The organism is Janthinobacterium sp. Bl 1 (assembly GCF_058215535.1).
In genome coordinates this window covers 1,891,241-1,916,083 of sequence record NZ_CM177086.1, presented here as the reverse complement: position 1 = coordinate 1,916,083, position 24,843 = coordinate 1,891,241, and the positions used below count along the sequence as shown (strand labels likewise).

Below are 24,843 nucleotides of genomic sequence, written 5' to 3'. Positions count from 1 at the left end.
CGACGGCGCCGCGCGCGCTTGGCTGGCTGATTAATAACTCAACTATTTTCAATGCGGAAACTATCTACTCCTGGTTACGAAATCATGGTGAGCGATGAATTTTATTCATTCATTATTTGTAACTTTCAAATTAAATTTGCAATAATATCAAACAATGAAATTGCCTCTTTTGCTATAGTAAAAATCAATTTTCTACGTATTGGTCTTACCCGTCCACCTAGAAAAGAGCATCCCAGACGCAAAACATATTGCATCCTACATAATCACCAAGGGAAAATTCATGACTCGTATTGTGCATTCGAAGGCAACTGCCGCAGCAAGTCCTTTCTCGGCCAAGCAGTGGACCGGCGCCGCCATCCTGGCCCTGTCCGCCGCCTGGGCCCCCGCCGCCATCGCGGACGTGATCAACTTTGACAACGTCGACAGCCAGTTCGTCGGCCATGGCGACTCCCTGGAATTGAGCAAATTCCTGCTGACGGGCGCTTCGAATGCCGCCGGCGCCAGTTATGGCGACCTGGTCGGCGCCGTGTTCGACGGCACGGACCCGGCCGCCTGCGGCATGGCGTGCCCGACCAACAATACGAGCAATTACTATGCATCCCTCAACGACGGCATCGTCTACCTGGACCCGCTGAACCCGGGCGGCAGCGTCAGCCTGCAGGGCTTCGACGCCAGCTTCATCGGCTATGCCCAGGGCGTCACCTATCCGGCCGTAGCGGGCTTGCTGCGCGTGCAAGGCTTCTACGCCAACGGCTCTTCCATCTATGAAACCTATCAGCTGGGCGGCCCCATCGGCGGCAACTTCCAGTTCCAGCGCTACAACACGAGCGCCAGCTTCGGCAGCCAGCAATTCGCCTCGCTGGCCTTCTTCGGCTTCACTTGCAACACGGCCGGCAGTTGCAACGCCTTCACGAGCAACAAGGGCCAGTTTGCGCTCGACAATATCGTCGCCTCGGTACCGGAGCCATCGACCTACGCGATGATGCTGCTGGGCCTGGCCGGTGTCGGATTCGCTGCGCGCCGCCGCAAGCAAACCTGATCGCCCTTTTTGACTCCCGATACCGATACCAGGAAACCCTACATGACATTCCGTCCCGCCTTGCGTCCCATTTCGCTCGCCGTGCTGAGCCTGTTTGCCAGCCTCAGCTTCCAGGCCCACGCCGACGACCTGCGCCGCCCCTACATCGTGCAGCTGACCGACAAACCGATCGCTTCCTACACCGGCTCGGTGGAAGGTCTGGGCGCCACCCAGCCTGCCGCCGGCGGCCGCCTCGACCTGGCCAGCACGCAAGTGCAGCTGTACGGCGACTACCTTGAACAGAAACAGGCGCGGGTACAAGCACTCGTCGCCGCCGCGCCCGTGCAATACCAGTACAAGATCGTCCTCAACGGCTTTTCCGCCCTGCTGACGGACGCCGAAGTGCGCCAGCTGCAAGCGAGCGGCGAAGTGGCCAGCATCGCCCCCGACGAACCGCGCGCCCTGCAAACGAACTACACGCCGACCTTCCTGGGCCTGGACCAGCCGGGCGGCCTGTGGAGCCAGCTGGGCGGCAAACAGCATGCGGGCGAAGACATCATCATCGGCATCGTCGATGGCGGCGTGTGGCCGGAAAACCTGTCGTATGCGGACAAGGTCGACGCCAACGGCGCCCCGACCTTCGACCCGAACGCCACGCTGGCCTATGGCGCGCCGCCGGCCGCCTGGAAAGGCAGCTGCCAGGCAGGCGAAGGTTTTACGCAAGACCACTGCAACAACAAGCTACTGGGCGCGCAGTATTTCAACGCCGTGCGCCTGACCGAGACGGACAAGATCCAGCACTGGAGCGAATTCACCTCGCCGCGCGATTCCATCGGCGACCCGAATGGCGAAGGCGGCCACGGCACGCACACCTCGTCCACCGCGGGCGGCAATGCGGGTGTGCCCGTGACCGTGAACGGCTCGCCGCTGGGCGCCATTTCCGGCGTGGCGCCGCGCGCCCGCCTGTCCGTCTACAAGGTATGCTGGTCGTACAACCTGGCCACCCAGCCGACCGGCGCGAAGAACGGCTGCTACGGCGGCGACAGCGTGGCGGCGATTGAAAAAGCCGTGCAGGACGGCGTACACGTGATCAATTATTCGATCAGCGGCGGCGGCACGGTCAACGACCCGGTCGAGCAAGCCTTCCTGCACGCGTCGAATGCGGGCGTCTTCGTTGCCGCTTCGGCCGGCAATGCGGGGCCGGCCAATACCGTGGCCCACGTCAGCCCATGGATCACGACGGTGGCCGCCTCGACGCACAACCGCGCCAACCAGGCCAAGGTGACCTTGAGCAACGGCGCCAGCTACACGGGCGCCTCGCTCAACTACAACCCGCTGCCGGCCACCACCCTGATCCGCGCGCAAGACGCAGGCTTGCCCGGCGCCGATGCGCAAAAATTGGCCCTGTGCTACCGCGCCGGCGACAACGGCGGCGTGGCCCTGCTGGACCCGGCCAAGGTCGCCGGCAAGGTCGTCAGCTGCCTGCGCGGCACCACGGCGCGTACCGACAAGGGCGTCGCCGTGCTCGAAGCGGGCGGCGCCGGCATGGTGCTGGTCGACACGGGCGTGGGCCTGGTGTCCGACCCGCACGTGCTGCCGGCCGTGCACGTGAGCGCCGCCGATGGCGCGCTGATCAACGCCCAGGCGCAAACGGGCACGGCCACGGCCGCCATCTCGCGCTTCGTCACCAACGGCAACGGCCCTGCCGCCCCCGTGGTGGCCGACTTCTCGTCGCGCGGCCCGAACCTGTATGACGCCAACCTGCTCAAGCCGGACGTCACCGCGCCTGGCGTGGACATCCTGGCCGGCGGCACGCCTGCCCTGTCGCGCGCCCAGCGCGACGCCGTACAGGATGGCAGCCTGGTGCCGGCGCAAGCCTACATCTTCCTGCAAGGCACCTCGATGGCCAGCCCGCACGTGGCCGGCCTGGCCGCCCTGCTGCGCCAGCAGCATCCGGACTGGAGTCCGGCCGCCATCAAGTCGGCCCTGATGACGACCGGCAGCGCCACCTTGCCCGACATCCAGGCCGGCGACGCGCGCGGCATCGTGCCGTGGGGCCAGGGCGCCGGCCACGTGACGCCGAACAAGGCGACCGATCCCGGCCTCGTATATGACGCCAGCCTGGCCGACTACAAGAAATACATGTGCGGCGTCGGCATGACGGCCGAATGCGCGGGCGGCACCCTGGCCGGCTACAATCTGAACATGCCGTCCATCACCATCGGCAACGTGCTGGGCACGCAAACGGTGACGCGCCGCGTCACCAACGTGGGCAGCAGCAGCGCCACCTACACGGCCAGCGCCTCGCTCAGCGGCTACAGCGTGACGGTGGTGCCCGCCACCCTGGCGCTGGCGCCCGGCGAAACCAAATCCTTCACCGTGACCCTGGCGCGCACGACGGCGCCGGACAATGCCTGGCAGTATGGCGCCCTCGTGTGGAGCGACGGCGTGCACACGGTACGCAGCCCCGTCACGGCCCGCTCGGGCCGCGCGGTGCAGTCGCCGGCATTGCTGCAGGCCGACAAGGTCAGCGGCCTGCGTTCGCTGACCCTGTCCACCGGCTTTGCCGGCAAGGTCGGTGCGGCGACGGGCGGCCTGAAGGAAGTGGCGCGCAGCGAGCAAACCATCAGCCAGGCCGCGCCGGGGAGCATGGAAACGCTGGCGCAGATGGCCGACGCGTGCAAGGCGGGCGGCAGCGGCGTGCGCGTCGTCAATGTCAGCATTCCCGCCAGCACCGTCGTGGCGCGCTTCGAAACCTTCGACCGCGACACCACGGAAGGCGCCGGCAACGACCTCGACCTGCTGCTGCTCAACAGCGCCGGCGCGACCGTCGCCACCTCGGCCACGGCCGGCTCGAACGAGGCCATTACCTTGACCACCCCGGCGGCAGGCAGCTACAAGGTGTGCGTGATCGGCTATGAACTGGCGAATGGCGTCTCGACCGGCTTCGGCCTGTCGTCGGCCATCGTCACGACAGCCGACAAGGGCGGCAACCTGAAAGCCACCCTGCCGACCAAGGTGTACGTGGGCGGCAGCGCCACGGCCGGCGTCAGCTGGTCGGGGCTGGAAACGGGCAAACGCTACCTGGGCGGCGTAGTCTTCCTTGATGGCAACAGCGCGGCAGCGTCCACCACCGTGCTGTCGGTAGAGACCAACAATCCGTTGCCGCTGGCCGTCCCCAGCCAGCGCAACGTGAGAGCGGACGCCAAGCTGTAACGGTATCGCTCCAGGCAGTAACACGGCGCGCCCTGCGGGGCGCGTTTTTTATGCGCGACGCGCGTACAATCGACGCATGTCCACACTACACCTCGGTATTGCCATCCTGGCCGGCATGGCCAGCATCCATGCACTGCCTGTCGCGGCGCAGGCCGCTGCCGCGCGGCAGTCCTATCTGGTGCAATTGCGCGCCCCGCCGCTGGCCTCGCAAGCGGACGGCGTGCATGGGCTCGATACCAACAGCGACGCCGCGCGGCGCTACACGGCCCGGCTGGAAGCGCTGCAGCGCGCCGTGCTGGCGCTGGTACCCGACGCCCCCGTGCAATACCGCTACACGGCTGCCTTCAATGGCTTTGCCGCCATGCTGACACCGGCCGAAGTGGCGCGCCTGCAAGCGAGTCCGGACGTGGCACGGGTATCGCCCGGCAGCATCGAACACATGCAAGATAGCGGTAATGAAAAGCTGCAGGCCCGGCCGCAGGATCAGCGCTAGTGGCTGAGCAGGCGCAGCGCAATGCCGCGCGACACCGCTTGCATGCGGTTGCTCACGCCAAGTAATTTGTAGATGCGCTGCAAATGGCTTTTCACCGTAGTACCGCTGATGCCGAGGATTTGCCCCACCTCCTCATTGCTTTTCCCCTCGCGCACCCAATGCAGCACTTCCAGCTCGCGCGCACTGGCCGCGCGTGCGGCAACCGGGCCAGTCGCGCGCGCACGCTGGCTCACTGGCAGCGCCAGCCAGTGCACGTGCAGGTAAGGCAGCAGCAATTCCAGTGCATACGCCTGGCGCGCCGCGTCCGCCTGCTTCACGGCGAACAGGGCAAAAAAACTGCCGCCGGCGTCCCCCACGCTGCCATGCACCAGCACGCCGTCGATGACGCCCGCCCTCTGGCCACCGGCGCGCCAGGCCAGCGCAAGGCGGGCCAGCTGGCCCTGGCGCTCGCGCAGCTGCGCATGATCGGGCGCGGCGCTGTGCCAGGCTTCGCTGCGCAGCACGGCCCCGTCGGCGTGCAGTTGCGCGCACATCAATATGTCGTGCGGCAACAGCGTTTGCAGCGGCCCCTGGCTCCACAAAAAGAAATCGCCGGGCACGGCGATGCCATGCGCGCCGAGGATGGCGTGCAGCAGGTATTCCTGCTCCCTCACCGTCAGCAGCATCATGCGCACACGGCCGCATCGGCGGTATCAGAGGCCAGATAGCGGTAGCCGCTGCCGCGCACGGTTTCGATGCGGTGGCCGCAGCCGCCCGGCTGCAAGGCGTGGCGCAAGCGTCCCACGTGGGCGTCGACCGTGCGTTCATCGAGGTAGGCGGCATGGCCCCACACCTGGTCCAGCAGCTGCGCGCGGCTATGCACCCGGCCCGGATGATCCATCAGGAAATGCAGCAATTTGAATTCCACGCGGCCCAGGTGGATGGGCACCTTGCCGGCCGTCACACGCAGGGTGTGCGGATCGAGCCGCAAGGCAGCAGCCCCGGCCGTGCCTGCGCCTGCGCGCAAGGCTGATGGCGCGCGCCGGCGCAGCAGCGCATGCACGCGGGCCAGCATTTCACGGGGGCCGACAGGCTTGCACAGGTAATCGTCGGCGCCGCTTTCCAGCGCCAGCACCTTGTCCTGTTCGCTGTCGCGCGCGCTGATCATGATGATGGGCAAGTCGCACAGCACGCCATCCTGGCGCACTTGGCGCAGCAGCGCGATGCCGGACGCATCGGGCAGTTCCCACTCCAGCAGCAGCACGTCGGGTGGATCGGCCGCCAGCAGCGCCAGCGCGCCGCGCGCGTCCAGGGCGCAGCTGACCCGGTAGCCAGCGCCGGCAAGGTTATGCGCCAGCAGCGCCTGCATGGCGGGCGCAGGGTCCAGCACCAGGATATGGCCAGGCATCGATGCATCTCCCGAAAAAAGTTGGCGGCAGTCATCAGAAAACTAGACTGCCCGACAAGTTTTTTACTATGCATCAAGCGTAAAACGCTGACTAATACAATTTAGTTTCCTGATTTATAGCTATTGCGAATAAATAGATGAAAAAAAACACAGCGGCCAGCAGGCGCGCTGTGTTCAGGCTGGAAATACTAGGCGCGGGTGGCAGGCTGGCGCCGGCGCAGGGCAAAACCGATCAGCGCCAGGCCACCTGTCAGCATCATCCATTCCGACGCTTCCGGCACGGCCGAGATCGACGCGATGCTCGCATACGTGCTGCCGGCGATGCTGGCGGGCAAACCGCCGTTGAGCGGCGTCAGTTCGAATTGCACAAGGTTGCCATTCGCATTGCCCAGGTAGGACGTGGCCGTAGAGTCGAGCAAGCCCACGCCAAACGTCGTTCCCGCATTGCCGGCCGTGTTCAGGAAGTCGCCGCCAAAGACGATATTGAAACCGAACTTGCCGCCCAGGGTCACGTTGTGAAACCAGTCGTTGTAGGCGCCGCTATTGCCGAAGGTCAAGGTGCCGGGCAAGCTGCCGCTGACGTTGCCTTCCATCGATTCCAGTGCGCCAAACGCGCCCGAAAAATTGCTGAGTACGGCGCTGGCGCCCGGTGCCGGGCTGTTGCCTGCGATAAAGGCGAAGTCGAGGAAACCGGCGCCCGAGAACTGGCTCGTGTCGATTTCCACGCGGTAGCCGAGCGGGTCCGCCAGCGCCAGGCTGGAGCTGGCGGCCAGCACGGCGGCCAGCACGGCGCGGCGCAGGGTGAGATTGAATGTCGTTGTCAACATGATGGTGTCCTTAGAAATTGCCGGCGAAAATGCTGGCCGAGTAGGTGATCGTCACTTTCGACGGATTGCTGAAACTGACGGCAAACGAGGCCGTCGCGCCTGGCGCCAGGCTGGCGGCGTTCACCGTGACGTACGCGGCGCCCGCATGGCTGCCCGTGGCATTGGCCAGGCTGATGCCGGCAGGCAAGCCGCCGAACACCACCTGGAACGGGCCGCTCAAAGCGCTCGTGCCCGTGTTGGTGAACGAGAACGTGCCCGTGTATTTTTGCGTCACGCGGTTGTACGTGAGGCCCGAGCTCGCTTGCGCCACGCCGGCCGTGATGTCGCGGTAAGCGGGCTGCAAGTCCAGGCTGATGACGACAGGATCGTGGTCCGACGCGCGGTACGGCAAGGCGTTGTACAGGTCTTGCGGCTTGGCAGAGTCGATGTTGTAGTCGATCACTTCCGGCTCGTCCGCATTCACATGCCATTCAGCCACGCCGGCCACTTGCGGGCTCAGCGAAGCGCTGGCCAGCGCATGGTCGAGGTAGCCGCTCTGGCCGCCGAATACGTACGAATACGGCATGCCGGACGGCCGCACGAAACGCTCGAGTTCATTGACGAAGCCGGCGCCCGTGATGACCTGGATCGGGTCTTCCGCGCCATACGAATTCAAGTCACCGATGACCAGCACGTCCGCGTCGCCGGCAGCGGCCGCCACCTGCGGCACGAAGCTGCCGATCAGGCGCTGGGCTTGCTGCACGCGGGTGGCGTTCCAGCAGCTCTGGCTATCGTTCTGGTCCGCGTCCAGTCCGCTCGAGGGGCAGCTGCCCTTCGATTTCAGGTGGTTGACGACCAGCGAGAATTTCTCGCCATTGCCGGCGCGGAAGGTTTGCGCCATCGGTGGACGGTTGTTGATGGCATTGGCATCCGACAAGGCGCCGCCCACCAGGCCCAGCTTGGCTGGCTTGTAGATCATGGCCACGCGGATGGCGTCCGTGCCCGTGGCGGCCGGTTTCGGCACCACGGCGTACGTGACGCCGCCGATGGCCGCGTTCAGTTGTTCGACCAGGTAGGTGACGGCCGTTTCTCCATTGTTCTGGATTTCCATCAGGCCCACCACGTCCGCGTCGATGGCTTTCAGCTCGGCGACGATCTTGTCGCGCTGGCGCACGAACTCGGCCAGGTTGTCGGCGCCGCGGCAATTGCTCCTGGTGGTCGAAGTGCCCACGGTACAGCCCTGCCCCGTCTGGCCAAACACGTTATTACCATTGGTAAAGGTCGTGAAGAAATTCAGCACGTTGGCGCTGGCCACCTTGACGTTGCCAGATGGCAGTTCCGGACTGCTAGTGCGCGGGTTGTCGCGCGAGAATTGCGGCGTCTGCGTCGGCTGCAATTTGTAGGCGGCACCGCCACCGCCGATGGCGCCAAAGTCCACCACGCCCGTCAGGTCGGCCACCGTGTCGCCGCTGCGCACGGTGTTGTCCTGGCCGATATACGGTATCGTTGGCGGCGCCACGAAAATGCCGTCATCGAGCACGATCAGGTTGTTCGCATTGGCGGCGATCAAGGCTTGCGCCTCGGCGGAACCGGCCGGATAGCGGTTGGTCGGCACTTCGCGCCGTCCCGCCGACAAGCTCAGCTCGCCACGCGCGCCCAGGTAGGCGTTTTGCGACACGGTCAACGGCTGCGTGAAGCGCACGAGCATGCCTTCCACTGCCGCCAGGTTGTCGTTCGGCAAGCTCACATTCGCCGGCACGACGCTGTGGCCCGCGCTTTGCGTGAGGATGGCCGTCACGTCCTTGAATTCCGTATAGGAATTTTTCGCGCCCGATGGCGTGTACTCGACCACCGTGCCCGTCACGCGCACCAGTTCGCCCGGCTGGACGGTGGTGGCCGTCGCGCCCGTGTACACGAAGATACCGTCCGATGTCGACGGATCGCCATCGCCGGCCGCGTCCTGGATGAAGAAGCCGGTGCCCACTTTCAGGGTCACCACGCCCTCGGTCGTCTGCACGGAATTGGCGTACGGGCTGCTGGCACCGCTGCCCTGGATTTGCGGGATCGTGTGGCTGATGGCGGCCAGGCCTTGCACGGCCACATCGACCTTGCACGACGCCGTCTGCTGCTGGTCGTTGCTGAAATTCACGATGACCGGGTAATTTCCCACCGGCACGCCAGCGGCCACCAGCAGGTTCACGCTGGCGCTCTCGCCCGCCACGCCGGCCGCGCTGAAATTGGCCAGGCTGATGCCGGCCACGGCCGGCGACGTCACACTTGCCGCATTTACGACGCCATCAACGTCGGACGCGCGCAGCACGGCGCTGCCGCCATTGCCCACGGCCAAGGCCAGGTTGGCCGGGCAGCTGGTAATAATCTGGTGCACGACGGGGCCGCCGCACACATTCAGCGGCGACGCCGTATTGCGTGGCGCCACGCTGCCGGTGGCGAAGTCCACGCTATTGTCGTCCGTGTCGCCGCAGCCGCCATTCGCGCGCGCAATCGACAGGGTATTTGATGGTGCGGGTGCCACGGCGCCTTCAAAACCATTGGCCGTGCCGAAACCGACCAGGTCGACGATGGCGGCCCCCGTCGGGCTGGCGCCCGTTTGCGCCGTCTTGCTATTACTCAGCAGCACCTTGCCCGCCGTGCCAGACATGGCCGCGCCGCCCGTCGCATCCGGCGTCGGCAAGCGCGGCGTACCGCCTGCGCCCTTGGCTTGCTGGACCAGCAAATACTGGCCAGGTTGCAAATCGATAGCCGGCAAGGCCGTCACGGCCCAGGTCGTACCGGCGGCGGAGGCGTATTGCACGCTCCAGTTATTCACATTTACCGGGCTGGCGCCGCGGTTGAAAATCTCGATGAAATCGTGGGTGTACAGCGCCCCGGAATTGCCGCCGCCGCCATACACCTGGCTGATGACGAGGTCGGAAGCGGCCAGGGCCGGCACGGACAGGCTGGCCAGCACGGCGGCCATGACGGTCAGGCGCAGCGGCGTGCGCAAGGGTGAAAACGAGGTGTGCATGAGGATCCCGGTCGGTAAATAGATGGCGCCGGCCCCACATGATCGGCCGGCGCGCCACAATTAACAAAAATATTTCAGACTTGTTATTTGCATATTAAAGGCCCGGGATGACAACTTGATGACATTTGATTAAGCCGAATGGAGTAAAAGTCCAGCCGCCCATCCTTCATCCAAGTAGCTAGGCAACAACATTTGACCGTCAGACTTCAGCAAGCACAGCAAATTGCTCAAAAATATGATATATTTCTATTAAATAAGTTTTATTCCTTGCAAGTTTATAAAGCTTGCCCAGTCAGTAGCAACACGCCAGTAAATAGATATGCAAAGGGCCCAGTCCACGCCCTGCGCCACGCACAATCGATGCGCTATTTGAATGTACTGCTAATTTTATTGCGTCGAGATCATGGAGCGCGCAGCGCCCTGTCGGCATGAAAACCCTAGCGAGATCAAATCATGAAAAAATTCACCCCCGTCGTCCACCTATCCCTGCTGACAATTGCCGCCACCCTGGCATTGAGCGCAGGTTACGCGACAGCGCAAACAGCGGCACCAGCCGCTGCGGACAATAAACGCTGCGAAGCAAACAATGCCGGCACCAACGGCAACGCCAGCGAGGCAGACATGAACAGCACATATAGCGCGTGCCGTTTGGCAAATGGTGCCATTGGCATGGGTTGGCGCACCAACGACGGCAAAGGATCCACGCCCGAATTCGGTGGCGAAGAATCTTCGCAAGTATTGCGCAAGCCGCATTTCGACAGTCGCGGCCATGATCTGAGCCAGTTCGATACGGACGCCAGTACGCGCGCCAAGGGTTTGGGAAGAGGCATCAAGCAAGATGGTTTTGACTATAGTTCGGGTACACGCGATTTTGTTGCGCAGGAAAGACTGGAACCGTTTAGCGGCAGCGAAGGCTACCGTGGTGTGGGACGGGCGATGCCGGAACAGTATGCGTCTCTGCTGACGTCCTCCGACACACCCACTCCCGCGGCAGCCGGCGGCGGTGGCGGTGGCGTTGGCTCCGGTGGTGCTGGCGGCGGCATCGAAGGCCGCGGTGTTACTCCCAACACCATATTGCCGCCGGTACTGGCCGTTCCTGAGCCGGAAACGTATGCCATGCTGCTGGCCGGCCTGGGGCTGGTGGCCTTCATGGGACGCCGAAAACGCACGGCTAAAACCTAATCAAAAAGGCTCGCAAGAGCCTTTTTTTTATTTATCTGGCAGCAACGCAAGCGAGCGCTGTTAACGTCGGAATGCCCTGTAGGGGGCCGCCAGTGGATCGCCGATGAACAATCCTTGTGCCGGCCACGCCACACTTCCCCAGTACGCTTCCAACGCCGTCATACCCGTCAGGTAGCGCCGCAACAAGACTGTCGAATTCGGGAATTTCTGCCAATAGTTACACGGTTCACTGACGGTACCGTAGCTAGCTGTCGCGCCCGCCTCCAGCCAGCGCTGGCTGCTCATTTGCGCCGTCCCCTGCAGATCGCCACCGAACGAAGTCAGGTGATCCGCCAGGGCGCCTGGCAGAAAGCGCAAGGTATCGAGCTTGGCGACCTTGGCCATGCCGGTCTGGTAGACCATGATGTCCTGTGCACCGTCGAGCACATCAGCCTTCAGATTCTTGACCGTCAGCTTGCGCTGGCGAACGATCCCGGCAGGCGGGAAAAAAGCGGCACGACTGTTGCGCGCATTTTCGCTGGTGGTCAGATAATACGCGCTGGCGGCGGGCACGGAAAAACCGCTGACCGTCCCGCGATCCACCACAGCCTTGGCCTCTTCCACAAAATCGATGGGCAGCAACATGGACAGGCGCATGCCCATCTGCGTAAATGGCTGCGGCACATTGCTGTTGAAATACGTGCTGGGCTTGCCGGCGTCACACGTCTTGGCGCATTGCCCCGCATCGTAGCCCAGGGTATAGGCGGAAGTGATGGAATTGCATTCGACCGCGTAAGGCGCGCTCCACACCATCAGCACGGCCTGGATATGGGGCTTCAATTGCGCGTCAATGCGCTCCTTCAATTGCGCGAACTGATCCATGCTGAGCTTGCGCGGGCGATTCGGGATATTCACGTGCACAACGTTCGCAGGCGGGATGCCATGCGCCTGGCGGTAATATTCACCCACCACGATACTGTTTGGTTCGGCATCATTGATCACGACTGCCAATTGCAGCGCATTCAATCCTGGCGGCATGGATGGTGCATCGGCATGGGCGATGCCGGCAGCCAGCGCCAGCGAAAGGAAGAGAGATTTATGCAAGGTCAATATCGCCGTTGAAGAAGATCGAAGCCGCCATGTGGCGGCCGCCAGCTATGCCCGATGATTATAGCGCCCAGCAATCGACAGGCGAAAAAAATGGAGGCCGCAGCCTCCATTTCATCAATGCAACAGACGCGCTCAGGCTTGCAGCTTGCGGCGGCGCGCCGCGAAGCCGACCAGGCCCAGGCCGGCCAGCAGCATGCCGTAGGTTTCCGGTTCCGGCACCGGCGTTACCGCCAGGTTGCCGCTATAGCTGCCACCAGCGGACGAGGCCACATAGCCGTCGATCTGCAGGAAGTAATTGCCGGTCGCCAGCGGCGTGCCGCCCGATACCAAACTCCAGGCCTGGTCCTGCGCCGTATAGTTGATCAGATCGAGCGTACCCTGAAACAGTACGCCGCCGGCATTGCGCAGGCTGAAGCCGGTCAAGGTCAGGCCGGAATTGGCGCTGGGCTTGAGCGAGGTTGCCAGTGCGCTCAGGTCATTGAAACCCGTTACGCTAAAGGTATATTTGTCGCTGAAAAAGTTATTTTGCGCGCCAGCCAACTGGCCTGCCGCCAGCGAGAAAGAACCCAGCAACTCAGCGCTCGAGTAATCGAGCAAGTCTTGCGTCAGATCTACCGGTGCATGGCTGATATCGACCGGAGCGGCGTGGGCCGCCAGGCTGCTGCCGGCAAACATGGCTGCCACGAACAGGGATTGAAGAAATTTTTTCATACTTTTCACCAAGAGTGCTGCGGCCAGCTCAGGCTGGCCGCGGGATAAAATGCGAATGGAGGGGCAAACGGACGCCGTTCGCCGTGCTCAGCCGGCGTTCTGGCGACGGCGCGCCATGAAGCCCAGCAGACCCAGGCCAGCGAGCAGCATGGCATACGTGCCAGGCTCAGGCACGGCCGACACCAGGCTGCCGTTGGCACTGAAAGCGGCGCCCGTGTTCGACACGACATTGCCGCTGACTTTCAGGTAGTAGGAACCGGCTGCCAGATTCGCGTACGACAAGGTCCACTTGTCGTCGATGCCGCTCAGCAGTTGATCGCCTCCCAGCAATTGCGCATTGTTGACGCTGCTGTACAAGCCAAAACCCGTCAGGTTCAGGCCATTCAAGGCGCTGCTGCTGCGCGACGTCAAGACCAGGCTCAGATCGCTGGCGTGCGCCAAGTCAAACGTAAACAAATCATTGAAGAAATTGTTTTTCTGATTATTCTTGAACTTGTCGCTGAACGTCAATGAACCACCCGTGGACAGCTTCACGGCACCTGGCAGCGAACTGATGTCCACCGGCGCGGCAAAAGCTGCCTGCGAGAATACAGCTGAACCGGCAAACGCCAGCGTTGCGAGCACCGAGCAAATATTTTTCTTCATGCGATTCCACCAACGTAACTGCGGGTAGCGTTGCACCCGCATGTATTTATCTAATCAAACCAGGCAGAATCATAGCATAAAGCAATGTTTTATGTTAACTATTGTTTAATGAAAAGTTACTTTATAGCATCATTCTTAAAGACAATAGTTTCACGGTGCAGATATCTTAAAAACCGCGCATCAGGCGCGCTGGTAGACATCCTCCAGCCGCACGATGTCGTCTTCGCCCAGATAGCTGCCCGATTGCACTTCGATCAGGTGCAGCGGTAATTTACCCGGGTTTTCCAGCCGGTGCGTCATACCGATGGGAATGTACGTCGATTCGTTTTCCGTCAGCAAAGTCACCTTCTCGCCGCAGGTGACGCTGGCCGTGCCGCTGACGACCACCCAGTGCTCGGCGCGGTGATGGTGCATCTGCAAGGACAGCTTGCCGCCCGGATTGACCGTGATGCGCTTGACCTGGAAGCGCTCGCCGATATCGATGCCTTCATAGCTGCCCCATGGGCGGTACACCTTGCGGTGCTGCACGTGTTCGCTGCGCCCCGCCTGCTTCAAGTGATCGACCACCTGTTTCACGCGCTGCACCTGGTCCTTGTGTGCCACCAGGATGGCGTCGTCCGTTTCCACCACGATCAAGTCCTGCACGCCCAGCACGGCCACCATGCGGCGCTCGGCGCGCACCAGGCAATTGCTCACGCCGTCGAGATACACGTCGCCGCGCACCACGTTGCCGTTGGCATCACCGTGCTGCACTTCCCACAGGGCCGACCAGGAACCGACATCGCTCCAGCCGATGGCGGCCGGCAGCACCACCGCATGCGCCGTATACTCCATGACGGCATAGTCGATCGAATCGGACGGGCAGGCGGCGAAGGCCTTCTCTTCCAGGCGGCAGAAATCGAGGTCGCGGTAGCCGTCGCGCACAGCTGCCTCACAGGCGGCCAGCATGGCGGGCTGAAATTGCCCCAGTTCGCCCAGATAACGTTCGGCGCGGAACATGAACATGCCGCTGTTCCAGAAATAATTGCCGACAGCCAGGAACGACTGCGCCGTGGCCAGGTCCGGCTTTTCCACGAAACGCTCGACCTTGCAACCGATGGCGCCAGGGCTCACGGGCGTGCCGCTGCGGATATAGCCATAGCCCGTCTCCGGCGCCGTCGGCACGATGCCGAAGGTGGCCAGCGCGCCGTCGGCCGCCAGCAGCGCCGCCTCGGCGATGGACTGGTGAAACGCGGCCACGTCAGTGATGACATGGTCGGCAGGCAAGACCAGCATCAGCGCCTGCGGGTCGATGGCCAGCAGGTATTGCGCGGCCACGGCCACGGCCGGCGCCGTGTTGCGCCCTACCGGTTCGAGCAAGATACCCAGCGGCGGCAAGCCGATCTCGCGCAGCTGCTCGGCCACCATGAAGCGGTGCTCATTGCCGCACACCACCAGCGGAGGCATGACTTCAAACTCGGCCAGCGCGCTGTCGCCGGCACGGCGGTTCGACAGGCTGCTCACACGCAGCGCCGTTTCCTGCAACATGGTCTTGTCCGTTACCAGCGGCAACAGTTGCTTGGGCAGCACGGCGCGCGACAGCGGCCACAAACGGGTGCCCGAACCGCCGGACAGGATGACTGGGTAAATTTTCATGGTTTCATTTCAAAAGCAGTTTATTGAGGAGCATGCACGCTCGACACTATAATCGTTCAGGCGATCAGCATGCCACCCAGCACGCCGCGCGCGGCGCTTTTGTCCGGCGCTATCAGCCGCCATCCTTGCTCAAGGTCACGGGAACGGCGGGCGCGGCGGCGGGAAACAGGCGCGCATACGCGGCCAGCAGCTTGGGCGCTTCATATTCCCACTCCAGCTCGTTGATCACGCGATGGCGGCCAAACGCGCCCATCTGCTCGCGGCGGGTCGGGTCGTCGAGCAATTCGACGATCTTGCGCGCCATGTCGATAGGGTCGTTCTTCAAGGCATACAGCGACGCCTGCTGCGCCGACACCTTGCCTTCGACCAGGTCGAATTGCACGATCGGCTTGCCCAATGCCATGTATTCCATGATCTTGTTCATGGTCGACTTGTCGTTCATGTCGTTGGCCACGTCCGGGTTCACGCATACGTCGGACGTATTGAGCATTTCCAGCAATTGCTGGTCCGGCACGCGTCCCGTGAACGTCACGTAGTCGGCGATGCCCATGTCCTGCGCCATCTGCTTCATCTGTTCCAGCGACGTGCCGCCGCCGACCAGGCCGAAGTGCACATCCTCGCGCTTCAAGGTCTGCACGATGTATTGCGCCGCCTGCAGCAGCAGATCGATGCCTTCCTGCGCCCCCATCACACCGACATAGCCGACCAGATAGGTGCGGCCCTTCTTGAGCTCCGGCACGGGCGGCAGCACGCGCAAGCGGTCCAGCTTGGGTCCGCTGCGCACCACGTAGACATCCTCGGGCTTCATGCCGCCCCGCTCGATGGCGATCTTCTTGTACGACTCGTTGGTGGCGATCGACACGTCGGCGCTCTGGAACGACCAGCGCTCGAACAGCACCATCAGTTTATAAAAGAAATCGCGCCGGCCGAACTTGGCTTCGTACAGCTCCGGATTGATGTCGTGGTGGTCGAACAGGAAACGCTTGCCCATCGTCAACTTGAAGAAGCCGCCGATGAGGAACAGCAGGTCGGGCGGATTGCAGGCGTGGATGACGTCGAAGCCGCGCGCGAAGTGCACTTTCCACGCCAGGCGGAAAGTGTGGAACAGCGCCAGCGAATATTCGACCAGGTACCCCTTCGCCCCTTCCGCTTCCAGCGGCAGGTTGTAGCGGTAGATATGGATGCCGTCGATGGCTTCGTAGCGCGACTCGTAGCCCTTGCCCGTCGGGCAGATGATCGACACTTCGTAGCCATTCGCATGCAGGGTGGTCGCTTCCTGCCACACGCGCCGGTCGAATGGCGACGGCAGGTTTTCCACCAGGATCAGCACACGGCGCGGCTGCCCTGCCACGTGATTACCAGCAGATGCCGTCATATTGTTCTCCACTTTGATCCTTGCTGATGCGCACCAGGTCGACGATGTGCTGGTGCGGCTTGAGGCTGCCAGGCACGGTCTTGAACTCGGCCGCGCCATTGCCGATGACGATGGTGTCGGCAAAATCGAGCACGTCCTGCATATTCGTCACCATCAGCTTGGAAATGTGCGGGATGTGGTTGAGGATGTAATCCTGGTTGGCGCCCGTCAAGGCGGCCAGGTTGACGTTCTTGTCGTACAGCTTCAGCTCGTAGCCCTTGCCCAGCAAGTATTCGATGACGTCGACCAGCGGCGACTCGCGCAAGTCGTCCGTGCCGGCCTTGAACGAAAAGCCCAGGATGCCCACCTTGCGCGCGCCCTTGTCGACGATCATCTTGATGCCTTTTTCCACTTGCCGCTGGTTCGACGGCAGGATGGAATTGAGCAGAGGCAAATCGAGGTCCAGGCTGCGCGCCTTGTAGGTCAGCGCGCGCACGTCTTTCGGCAGGCAGGAGCCGCCGAAGGCGAAGCCCGGCTTCATGTAGTACGGCGACAGGTTCAGCTTGGTGTCCTGGCAGAAGATTTCCATCACCTTGTGGCCATCGATGCCGACGGCCTTGCAGATGTTGCCGATTTCATTGGCGAACGCCACCTTGACGGCATGCCAGGTATTGTCCGTGTACTTGACCATCTCGGCCGTTTCCACGTCCGTGCGCACCAGCGGCGCATCCATCTTTTCATACAGCTGCACCAGCAGCGCGCCAGCCTTTTCATCGGACTCGCCAATCACCGTCTTCGGCGGATTGTAGTAATCGTAGACAGCCGTGCCTTCGCGCAAGAATTCCGGGTTGTTGCACACGCCGAAATCGACGCCGGCCACCTTGCCCGAGGCCGCTTCCAGGGTAGGAATGACGAGCGAACGCATGGAGCCTGGCAGCATGGTCGAGCGCGCCACGACGACGTGGAAACTGTCTTTTTCGCGGATAGCGGCGCCGATCTCCTGGCACACCTTGCGCACGTGGCTCAGGTCCAGGTTGCCATTGAGCTGCGAAGGCGTACCCACGCAGATGAGCGACATGTCCGAGCTGAAGACGGCGTCGCGCACGTCGAACGTGGCGCGCAAGTGGCCGCTTTTCACGGTGGCGGCGATCATCTCGCCGATGTCTTTTTCGATGATGGGCGTGGTGCCCTGGTTAATCAGCTCCACCTTGGTCCTGTTCGGATCGACGCCGATCACTTCATGCCCATCCGTTGCCAGGCAACCGGCAGAGACCGCACCCACGTAGCCGAGGCCAAAAATACTGATTTTCAAAATATGCTCCCTTAATAATTAGCCGGCGAATCAGCCGGCGACGCCTGCGGCATCAGCTCGATGTGCGTCACGATTTCAGTTGTTCCCTGCACCCTCATGCGCCAGGCGGCACTGGCAATCGGTGATTTCTCGTCGAAGCGGCGCGATATCCAGCCGCCAGGCGGTGTATCGCTACCGCGCAATACGTCCAGCGTTCCATGCGAACAGCGCATGCGCAATCCGGACCGCAATCCCTGTACCCGCAATTGCCCCTCGTCAACGGTCACCACGCAGTGGTCGCCGAACTGCCAATGCACGGAAATATCATGTACATTTGTACATTGTAATATGTCTTTTACAACAATGCATTTATTATTAAAGTTGAACTCGATACGACGCCGGTGCAGCACGGGATCGGCCAGGCGGCCGTAGCCATCGTGTTCGCCCTCGAAAACTTGCACTTCGGAATCCGTTTCATGAGCAATCATGCGCGCATTGGCTTTTTTCAGCCACATGAAATTGCCGCCGATTTCAGACTGGTCCAGGCCGTCGACGGCTACCGTGTTATGCGCGGGTGTGCTGCGGAAGTAATCGCGCCATTTTTTTTGCGTGTGATAGGCGTAGGTGCCTGGATCGGTGAGCAACTCTTCCCCGCTCACGGAGAGGGTAAATGCCAGCGCATCGGCATGCCCATGCGCGGCAATGGACAGATAGCCGAGCGGTGCGCAATCGGCCACCAGGCGCACCTCATCGGGCGTGCCGAAATGGCTGCCAAGCAGGAAATAGCCGCCTTCGGGAAACGCCATGACGGGCGCTTCGGCCCCGCTGGCGTCGAGCGCCTGCCATTGTCGCAAACCCGCCACACCGAACAGCCAGCGGTTCTTGTCGTCAAAATGGCCGGCCTTGCGTTTGAAGTCGGCGCGGCCAAACAACACGGCACAGCTGGCCAGCAGCGAACGGTAGCGATGCCAGCCATCGTCGTGCGCCAGGCGCACCATCTGCGCATCGTCGGCATCGCCCGTCATCGGCACGTTGCCGTCCACGTCCATCAACGCGGCGATGAAATCGGCCAGGCGCTCCAGGCGCTGCAAGTACGCCGCGGAAAAGCCCGCGCCGTTGGCCTGCCCGATCCTCTGGCACAGCAGCATCATGTCCATCACTTCGTGCTGATAATAGACGGCTTGCTCGCGGTTCACGCCATCGGGCGTATTTTGCTTGAGCGCTTCCTCTTCCAGCCCCTTGCGCGCCAGCGCCTGCCATTTCGCACTTTCCGGCCAGCAAGGCCATACGCTACTGGCCACAAACAAACCCATGTATTCGCCGAACAGATGGTTGTTCGCCGACGAGTGGCGCGAAAAATAACCGGCGATGAAGTGCGCATGCTGGTAGATCGCCGCAAGCCACTGTTGCAGGAAACGCTGGCCCGCCTCGCCCTGGAACAGCGGCGACGCCAGGCCGCCCAGCAATTCCCAGGCGCAGGCCCAGTTCAGCAGGCGCAGCGCCAGCTCAAGCGAACTGGTCCAGTGCACGCCCATGGGATACGGGCATTGCTCGAACCACGACTGCAGCAAGCTACGCGCGCCATCGGCATAGCGCGGCTCGCCCGTCACTTTCCATGCCTGCGCCAGCGCCACCAGTTCCAGGTGCCGGTTCGGTTCCCACAAGTATTTGATATCGCCGACCACTTTTTCGTTGCGGTAATCGATCTGCTTGCCCAGGGTCAGCGGCGCCACCGTACCCGTCTTCGGGTCGCGGTTCCATTGCGGTGGGAAACCCAGTGCCGCGCCACGCAGGGCAAACACATTCCAGCGGCCCGCCAGCACGGCATCGGCCGCGGCGCGCAAGGCGGCGCTATCGATATCGCGGCCATCGCCAGCCAGGAATGGCAGGCCCATACGTTTCAATTGCGGTGCCGGCACGCTGCGCAGCAAGCCGATGCCAAACTTGCTGGCCTTCTTTTGCAGCAATTGCTGCACGCGCCAGGCAATTTCGGGGGCGCCCATCAATTTCAAACGGTTGATTTTCCATGCTAACGATGTCATACGGCATTCAACCCCAAGTCGGTATACATTTGTTCCAGGCGCGGCAAGACCGCCGCCGTGGAAAACTGACGTTCCACCTTGCTGCGTCCCGCAGCGCCCATTCTTTGCGCCAGCGCATCGTCTTCCAGCAAGCGTGCGATCCGCTCGGCAAGTCCCTTGACGTCGCCGGGCGCGAGCAGGTATCCCTCCACCCCATCTTGTATTGCCTCGGGAATGCCGCCGATCGCCGTGGCAATCACGGGCACGCCGCAGGCCATCGCCTCCAAAATGCTCATCGGCAAGCCTTCAAAATACGAAGGCAAGACGTAGATGCGGCAACTATTGAGCAGGCGCGTCTTTTGCTCGCCCTGTACCCAGCCCAGCAAGTCGACGTGCGGCGCCACCCCCAGCGCATCGGCCTGTTGCTGCACGGCACTACGATCGCCATCGCCGCCTAAGGCCAGGTGCAGCGATGGACAACGCTGAGTCAATTCGGCGCATGCCTGCAGCAGGTCATCTACCCCCTTGGCCTGGCCTAGTTTACCCAGGAACAACACGCTTCCCGCTTGCCGCGCAGACCATGGCGCGGCAATGGGCGGCAAGGACACGGGATTGAACATGATCTCGACATGCGGATTGCGGCTCATGCCGCGCACCCAGGCCTGCCAGCCGCTCGACAATACCAGCACGCGCGACGCATGATTGAAAATGTAGCGGATATAGGCGCGCCGCAAGGGACCGCACTGCCGCTCGTAAAAAGCGGCAAAGCCGCCGCCATGCAAGTGCACAATGCTGGGCACGCGGCACAGGAAGGCCAGCAGGAAAAATCCCGACTTGCGCCAGAAGCTCGCGTGCGAGGCGACATGCACGTGGATCAGGCCCACCTGTCCGCTCAGCAGCATACCCAGGAAGCGCGCATAGGCCCAGAGCATGATGCGCAGTTTGGCCATGGGTCCGCCATCGCAATGCGTGGCCAGGTAATGCACACGATAGCGCTCGAACAGGCCGGCGCCCTCGTACACGCGCGCCACGGCGGCAATGCCGCCCATGGTGCTCAGGCTGGTGCCGACCATCAGAATTTTTTTCATGTCGAATCCGGTAATTTTGTCATTTTCCGCCAGCCGGCGGGGCGCTAGCCATTTGCCCGGGCACTCGTCTCATTGACCACCCAACGGAATTTCCCCGCCGCCGTATTGGGCAAGTCCACCTTCAGTACCACATCCACGCTGACGCCGGAATCGACCATGGTATGGATATTGTCGAGCAGCTTGCGCTTGTCGCTGTCGGAAAAGGCGGGGCCGGGCAGCAGGCGCACTTCCCAGCGCGCAGCACCCACTTGCGCCACTTGCGACTTGAGGATGTTGTCGACGCCCTTGAAGGCAAACGTCAGGACCGATGGGCTGATCACCGCACCGCCGCTGCCGGTGATGCTGTCCTCAAATTTGCCGGTAACGGGCTCGATCATGGGAAAGGGCCTGCCGCAATCGCAGCGGCCGGGCTTCCAGCGGGTCCGGTCGCTGAGCCGGTAACGCAGCAGCGGCATGGCCAGATTATGATAAGTCGTTCCCACCACGAAGCCTTCTCCGTCCGTTGCCTCGCCATGCTCGTCCAGGATTTCAACATGCGAATAATCACTGTTCAAATGCATGTTTCCATGTTCGCATTCGGTAGCGAACGCCACGCGCTCCGCCATGCCATACATATCCATGATGGTGGCGCCCAGGCGCTCGACGATCAATGCACGCTGATGCGGATACAGCGGTTCCGATGCCGTAAAGACATACGGAATGGATAGCCGGCGTCCTCGCCGCTGCAAGAAGCCGGCCAGCGTGTAGGCAGTCGATGGATAGGCTTGCAACATGGCAGGCGCCGCCTGTTCCAGGCGATCGATGATCGCATCGGCATGCGCCTCGGTCAGGTGCCGCGACGACAGCAACAACTGGCGGTTATAGCGGTTCCAGAACCAGAATGGCGGACTGGTCTGGTTGATGCCGGCCACCATGTCGCCACGCAGGGTGGCGCGCGTCACCTGGGGCGTGTAGCCGGACCAGCTCCAGTGGCGCTGGATGAAGGCATTTTCCATCAGCACCGACTGCATGCTGCGAAAAATCGTCAGCGGCGTGCCGGTCGTGCCACTGGTCTGGCCAGCCGCCTGCCACGGCCGTTTGCGGCCCAGATGCGGGTACAGCGCGGCGCGGTGCGCCAGCAGGGTCGCCTTCTCGATCACGGGAAAATGCTCGCGCAATACCTGTGCCGCCTGGGCTGGCGTAAAACCGGTCGGCATGGCCGCGTAATGCGGCAGCGTTCGTATGGCGTGCCGCATGCTCGCATGCAGGCGCAGCTGGGAATAGTGCGACAGCTCGTCGACGCTCATGCGCTCATGTACAGCGAGGCGGTCCATGGCACGCCGCAACAAAAAATTATCGCGCAACATGGCTCGCATGCCGAAGCGCAGTTCGTTCTTGATTGAAGACATAGTCACAATGGCTCCCGCAACGGGGTATCCGATAGGAGTGGAATGGAAGGCATCAGCTCAGCAGGAAACGATGTATTTCTTCACCTGGACTGCCGACCTTGGCCAGGCGGGATTCAGCTTGCATGATCGCATCGCTCAATGCTTTCCGGAATGTGGCGTCCTCGACGGCACGCTCGAGGGTCGCGCGCATGGCCTCGACATCGTCATGCGGGACGAAGCCCGGATAATCGCTGCCCAGATAAGCCTCGATCGCCTCATGGCGCGTCGCCACCAGCGGTTTGCGGTTGCGTAACACCCGCAACAGCACGCTTTGCCCGCAGGCCTCGCCCTGGCTTTTCAAGGGCATGGCAACCACGCGGCTGGCGGCAAGCAGGCTCTCGAACTGCGCCTCCGGCAAATCGAGGTGCAGGGTCATGCGCGACTGCGCCGGCACGGAGACATGATTGCGTTCCGCAGCCACCACCACCAGCGGGGCGCTGACGCCCGCCATGGCCTGCAACAGCAAGTCATAGTCGCGGTTGGAATAACCGCCGGCGAACACATAGTCGCCCTCGACCGCTGCCGCAGCGCCGCCAAAACCATAGAGTTCCTGCCGCCACAGGTGAAAATACACGTCTTGCGGCGCCATGCCGACGGCCTGGATCAAATTATCCCCCTCCCCTTTCGAGAAGGCGATAAAGCCCATTCCGGGGAAGCGCAGTGCGCGCCAGAGCAGGTTGAGACCACGGCGCGCCCGCACCGAATGGACGAAACACGCCATCACCAGCAGTTTGCGCGGGCGCTTCACCAGGCCGCAGCGTATCATCGCCAGGATGGGTAGCGCCTGCCAACCGATCAGCAGCACGATATCATCGCTGCCCCACAGCTTGCGCACGCCCCACAGCTTGGGCGACACCATGGCTGCCAGGATCGACAGTTTTCCGCGAAACGACGAGCCACGGCCACGTTCCGGCCCCATGTTACTGACGTGGGCCCCCTGCTGCTGCAGATAGGCGACAACGTCCTGGTAGCCGCCAGCTTGAGAAAGGATTATTTGAATCATCAGAAAACATTTTCAAAAAAACATTATCACATAGCATAGCGACATCGCCTAGCATTTTGCTGCAGTGCACAGAATTGTTACAATATTATGGCTTTTGAGCAACGCCTTCTTTGTACACGGCGGCGAGGCGGCTGGCCAGAACCCGGTAGCTGCGCTGTTCGTCAATAAAGGCCGGGCCAGCGGCCGCAAGCAGACGGGCGGCAGGCAGGTCGGCAAAAATGACGCCGATCTGCTCCGCCATCGCCTCGGCGGTGCTGGCCGCCAGGTAGCCGGCACCGCTGGCGCGCAACACATTTTCCTGATCCGGACTGTCATTGCCCACGCAAGGCATGCCCAGCGCAAGGTACTCGAGCAGCTTGGTTGGCGAACTGTAATCGAACAGCGCGCCGCGCGGCACATAGGAAAGCGCCACGTCGGCGCCACGCAGCAGGGCCAGCGCCTGCAGCGACGGCAGCCAGCCCGTCACATGAATGGCATCGGCAATACCAAGGCGCGCCGCGTAAGCCATCAAGGCGGGCACATCGGATGCCGTCGGCGAATCGCCGATGAATAGCAAGCGTGCCGATGGCTGGCGGCGGCGCAGAAGCAGCAGCGCATCGAGCAGCACAGTCAGCTCGCGCGAACTGTCCAGCGTGCCGAGATAAGCGAGCACGGGAACGTCTTCCCAGCCGGCCAGGCGGCGTGGCGCCAATGCATCCGCATGCAGCATTTCCATGTCGACACCCATCGGTACGGCCGTGATCTTATCTATAGCAATACCTCGTTCCACCATCAATTGCTTCATCGCTTCACTTTGCACAAAAACATGGTCTGCCCATTTCAGCACAAATTTGTACAGCAGAAAGCGTTCAACCAGCCCCTTCAGCAACACGATGTAGTAGCGCTTGCCCCTGCCAGCGGCAATTGAGGATCGGGCACGCGCGATGCGTCCTTCACTCATCAGAAATGATACCCAATATGCAAACCGGATACCCTTGCAACGGGCCATAAGCATCGTCAGCAGACCGATGGAGACCATATCTCGCACCTGGATCAAGTCACACTGCTTTTTACTGGTCGCCAATACACGGCCGAGGCACAGCTTGAAAAATGCCCACTCCCGGCGCAAGCGACCGGAATATTCGGCGGGGCGCACCTGTGTCATATAAGCACCTTCCACCAGCTCCCCCTTGCCAGCCCGCCCAACAATGTCACATATCACGCCATGAAGCGGCAGGTATTTACCGAAAAGGGTGGCCACATCGACACGGAAGGTTGGCAAGGGTTCAGGTACAAGTTGTAATAATCGAAATACTTTGTGTGATTTCAAGGCAAACATCCCATATAAGCCCGTCAATGAAAGACGCTGAAGAAAGATCGATGGCAGCTACGCGGCCATCGATCTCAAAGAACAGGCATATCATACCCGCGCCAAGGTAAATAATTAACAAAAAAGTTAGTTTCATTGACAAA

General features: G+C 62.0%; 19 protein-coding genes. 4 read left to right on the top strand and 15 right to left on the bottom strand.

Annotated features, from left to right (window positions below; genetic code table 11):
• The first annotated feature begins 280 nt into the window (after positions 1-280).
• The 3 genes from AC4BCN_RS08620 to AC4BCN_RS08610 all read left to right on the top strand — a co-directional run bounded on the left by AC4BCN_RS08620 (position 281) and on the right by AC4BCN_RS08610 (position 4,727).
• On the top strand, positions 281-1,039 hold the full coding sequence (locus tag AC4BCN_RS08620; RefSeq protein WP_490493051.1) for an NF038120 family PEP-CTERM protein: 759 nt from the start codon (positions 281-283) through the stop codon (positions 1,037-1,039).
• A gap of 42 nt (positions 1,040-1,081) precedes the next feature.
• The gene (locus tag AC4BCN_RS08615) at positions 1,082-4,234 is read left to right on the top strand and encodes a S8 family peptidase (RefSeq protein WP_490493049.1); all 3,153 of its coding nucleotides are present in this window, start codon (positions 1,082-1,084) and stop codon (positions 4,232-4,234) included.
• Positions 4,235-4,310: 76 nt separating this feature from the next.
• Complete coding sequence (locus AC4BCN_RS08610; RefSeq protein ID WP_490493048.1) at positions 4,311-4,727, top strand: protease inhibitor I9 family protein; 417 nt, start codon at positions 4,311-4,313, stop codon at positions 4,725-4,727.
• Here the strand turns inward: AC4BCN_RS08610 and AC4BCN_RS08605 are convergent.
• The 4 genes from AC4BCN_RS08605 to AC4BCN_RS08590 all read right to left on the bottom strand — a co-directional run bounded on the left by AC4BCN_RS08605 (position 4,724) and on the right by AC4BCN_RS08590 (position 9,945).
• Positions 4,724-5,395 (bottom strand): LuxR C-terminal-related transcriptional regulator, encoded by a 672-nt coding sequence (locus AC4BCN_RS08605; protein WP_490493046.1) that lies wholly within the window; start codon positions 5,393-5,395, stop codon positions 4,724-4,726. The genes AC4BCN_RS08610 and AC4BCN_RS08605 overlap by 4 nt on opposite strands.
• Positions 5,392-6,114: a winged helix-turn-helix domain-containing protein gene (locus tag AC4BCN_RS08600; protein ID WP_490493045.1), complete on the bottom strand. Its 723-nt coding sequence runs from the start codon at positions 6,112-6,114 to the stop codon at positions 5,392-5,394. The genes AC4BCN_RS08605 and AC4BCN_RS08600 overlap by 4 nt, the downstream gene beginning before the upstream one ends.
• Positions 6,115-6,302: 188 nt before the next feature.
• Positions 6,303-6,941, bottom strand: a complete 639-nt coding sequence (locus tag AC4BCN_RS08595) for an NF038129 family PEP-CTERM protein (RefSeq protein WP_128140171.1) — start codon at positions 6,939-6,941, stop codon at positions 6,303-6,305.
• A 10-nt stretch (positions 6,942-6,951) separates the two neighbouring features.
• Entirely contained in the window at positions 6,952-9,945 is a 2,994-nt protein-coding gene (locus AC4BCN_RS08590) for an ExeM/NucH family extracellular endonuclease (protein WP_490493043.1), read from the bottom strand.
• 453 nt (positions 9,946-10,398) lie between these two features.
• Here AC4BCN_RS08590 and AC4BCN_RS08585 point away from each other — a divergent pair, with 453 nt between their 5' ends.
• Complete coding sequence (locus AC4BCN_RS08585; RefSeq protein WP_034751634.1) at positions 10,399-11,127, top strand: PEP-CTERM sorting domain-containing protein; 729 nt, start codon at positions 10,399-10,401, stop codon at positions 11,125-11,127.
• A 60-nt stretch (positions 11,128-11,187) separates the two neighbouring features.
• On the opposite strand, the gene AC4BCN_RS08580 is transcribed toward AC4BCN_RS08585, so the two are convergent.
• The 11 genes from AC4BCN_RS08580 to AC4BCN_RS08530 all read right to left on the bottom strand — a co-directional run bounded on the left by AC4BCN_RS08580 (position 11,188) and on the right by AC4BCN_RS08530 (position 24,700).
• Positions 11,188-12,216 (bottom strand): TIGR03790 family protein, encoded by a 1,029-nt coding sequence (locus AC4BCN_RS08580; protein ID WP_425324031.1) that lies wholly within the window; start codon positions 12,214-12,216, stop codon positions 11,188-11,190.
• A 132-nt stretch (positions 12,217-12,348) separates the two neighbouring features.
• Complete coding sequence (locus AC4BCN_RS08575) at positions 12,349-12,927, bottom strand: FxDxF family PEP-CTERM protein (protein WP_338681225.1); 579 nt, start codon at positions 12,925-12,927, stop codon at positions 12,349-12,351.
• An 87-nt stretch (positions 12,928-13,014) separates the two neighbouring features.
• Positions 13,015-13,572, bottom strand: a complete 558-nt coding sequence (locus tag AC4BCN_RS08570) for an FxDxF family PEP-CTERM protein (protein WP_338681223.1) — start codon at positions 13,570-13,572, stop codon at positions 13,015-13,017.
• A 180-nt stretch (positions 13,573-13,752) separates the two neighbouring features.
• The gene (locus AC4BCN_RS08565) at positions 13,753-15,207 is read right to left on the bottom strand and encodes a mannose-1-phosphate guanylyltransferase/mannose-6-phosphate isomerase (protein ID WP_338681221.1); all 1,455 of its coding nucleotides are present in this window, start codon (positions 15,205-15,207) and stop codon (positions 13,753-13,755) included.
• Positions 15,208-15,319: 112 nt separating this feature from the next.
• On the bottom strand, positions 15,320-16,582 hold the full coding sequence (locus AC4BCN_RS08560; protein WP_051991202.1) for a glycosyltransferase family 4 protein: 1,263 nt from the start codon (positions 16,580-16,582) through the stop codon (positions 15,320-15,322).
• Positions 16,563-17,873 carry a nucleotide sugar dehydrogenase gene (locus AC4BCN_RS08555; protein ID WP_034751648.1) on the bottom strand — a complete coding sequence of 437 codons (1,311 nt, stop codon included), beginning with the start codon at positions 17,871-17,873 and terminating at the stop codon, positions 16,563-16,565. The genes AC4BCN_RS08560 and AC4BCN_RS08555 overlap by 20 nt, the downstream gene beginning before the upstream one ends.
• A gap of 11 nt (positions 17,874-17,884) precedes the next feature.
• Positions 17,885-19,894: a heparinase II/III family protein gene (locus tag AC4BCN_RS08550; RefSeq protein ID WP_338681218.1), complete on the bottom strand. Its 2,010-nt coding sequence runs from the start codon at positions 19,892-19,894 to the stop codon at positions 17,885-17,887.
• Positions 19,891-20,961 (bottom strand): glycosyltransferase family 4 protein, encoded by a 1,071-nt coding sequence (locus AC4BCN_RS08545; RefSeq protein WP_338681217.1) that lies wholly within the window; start codon positions 20,959-20,961, stop codon positions 19,891-19,893. The genes AC4BCN_RS08550 and AC4BCN_RS08545 overlap by 4 nt, the downstream gene beginning before the upstream one ends.
• 44 nt (positions 20,962-21,005) lie before the next feature.
• On the bottom strand, positions 21,006-22,349 hold the full coding sequence (locus AC4BCN_RS08540; RefSeq protein WP_490493583.1) for a phenylacetate--CoA ligase family protein: 1,344 nt from the start codon (positions 22,347-22,349) through the stop codon (positions 21,006-21,008).
• Between the two features lie 52 nt (positions 22,350-22,401).
• Positions 22,402-23,391, bottom strand: coding sequence for a glycosyltransferase family protein (locus AC4BCN_RS08535; RefSeq protein ID WP_338681216.1), 990 nt, complete (start codon positions 23,389-23,391; stop codon positions 22,402-22,404).
• An 85-nt stretch (positions 23,392-23,476) separates the two neighbouring features.
• Complete coding sequence (locus AC4BCN_RS08530; protein WP_161781483.1) at positions 23,477-24,700, bottom strand: glycosyltransferase; 1,224 nt, start codon at positions 24,698-24,700, stop codon at positions 23,477-23,479.
• Positions 24,701-24,843: the final 143 nt, after the last annotated feature.

What these genes read in the sequence shown, in the direction of transcription:
- AC4BCN_RS08585 (WP_034751634.1), top strand. Translation starts at nt 10,399, where the DNA reads ATGAAAAAATTCACCCCCGTCGTCCACCTATCCCTGCTGACAATTGCC.
- AC4BCN_RS08615 (WP_490493049.1), top strand. Translation starts at nt 1,082, where the DNA reads ATGACATTCCGTCCCGCCTTGCGTCCCATTTCGCTCGCCGTGCTGAGC.
- AC4BCN_RS08550 (WP_338681218.1), bottom strand. Translation starts at nt 19,894, where the DNA reads ATGACATCGTTAGCATGGAAAATCAACCGTTTGAAATTGATGGGCGCC.
- AC4BCN_RS08565 (WP_338681221.1), bottom strand. Translation starts at nt 15,207, where the DNA reads ATGAAAATTTACCCAGTCATCCTGTCCGGCGGTTCGGGCACCCGTTTG.
- AC4BCN_RS08575 (WP_338681225.1), bottom strand. Translation starts at nt 12,927, where the DNA reads ATGAAAAAATTTCTTCAATCCCTGTTCGTGGCAGCCATGTTTGCCGGC.
- AC4BCN_RS08595 (WP_128140171.1), bottom strand. Translation starts at nt 6,941, where the DNA reads ATGTTGACAACGACATTCAATCTCACCCTGCGCCGCGCCGTGCTGGCC.
- AC4BCN_RS08570 (WP_338681223.1), bottom strand. Translation starts at nt 13,572, where the DNA reads ATGAAGAAAAATATTTGCTCGGTGCTCGCAACGCTGGCGTTTGCCGGT.
- AC4BCN_RS08545 (WP_338681217.1), bottom strand. Translation starts at nt 20,961, where the DNA reads ATGAAAAAAATTCTGATGGTCGGCACCAGCCTGAGCACCATGGGCGGC.
- AC4BCN_RS08600 (WP_490493045.1), bottom strand. Translation starts at nt 6,114, where the DNA reads ATGCCTGGCCATATCCTGGTGCTGGACCCTGCGCCCGCCATGCAGGCG.
- AC4BCN_RS08610 (WP_490493048.1), top strand. Translation starts at nt 4,311, where the DNA reads ATGTCCACACTACACCTCGGTATTGCCATCCTGGCCGGCATGGCCAGC.
- AC4BCN_RS08620 (WP_490493051.1), top strand. Translation starts at nt 281, where the DNA reads ATGACTCGTATTGTGCATTCGAAGGCAACTGCCGCAGCAAGTCCTTTC.
- AC4BCN_RS08560 (WP_051991202.1), bottom strand. Translation starts at nt 16,582, where the DNA reads ATGACGGCATCTGCTGGTAATCACGTGGCAGGGCAGCCGCGCCGTGTG.
- AC4BCN_RS08540 (WP_490493583.1), bottom strand. Translation starts at nt 22,349, where the DNA reads ATGTCTTCAATCAAGAACGAACTGCGCTTCGGCATGCGAGCCATGTTG.
- AC4BCN_RS08535 (WP_338681216.1), bottom strand. Translation starts at nt 23,391, where the DNA reads ATGATTCAAATAATCCTTTCTCAAGCTGGCGGCTACCAGGACGTTGTC.
- AC4BCN_RS08605 (WP_490493046.1), bottom strand. Translation starts at nt 5,395, where the DNA reads ATGATGCTGCTGACGGTGAGGGAGCAGGAATACCTGCTGCACGCCATC.
- AC4BCN_RS08590 (WP_490493043.1), bottom strand. Translation starts at nt 9,945, where the DNA reads ATGCACACCTCGTTTTCACCCTTGCGCACGCCGCTGCGCCTGACCGTC.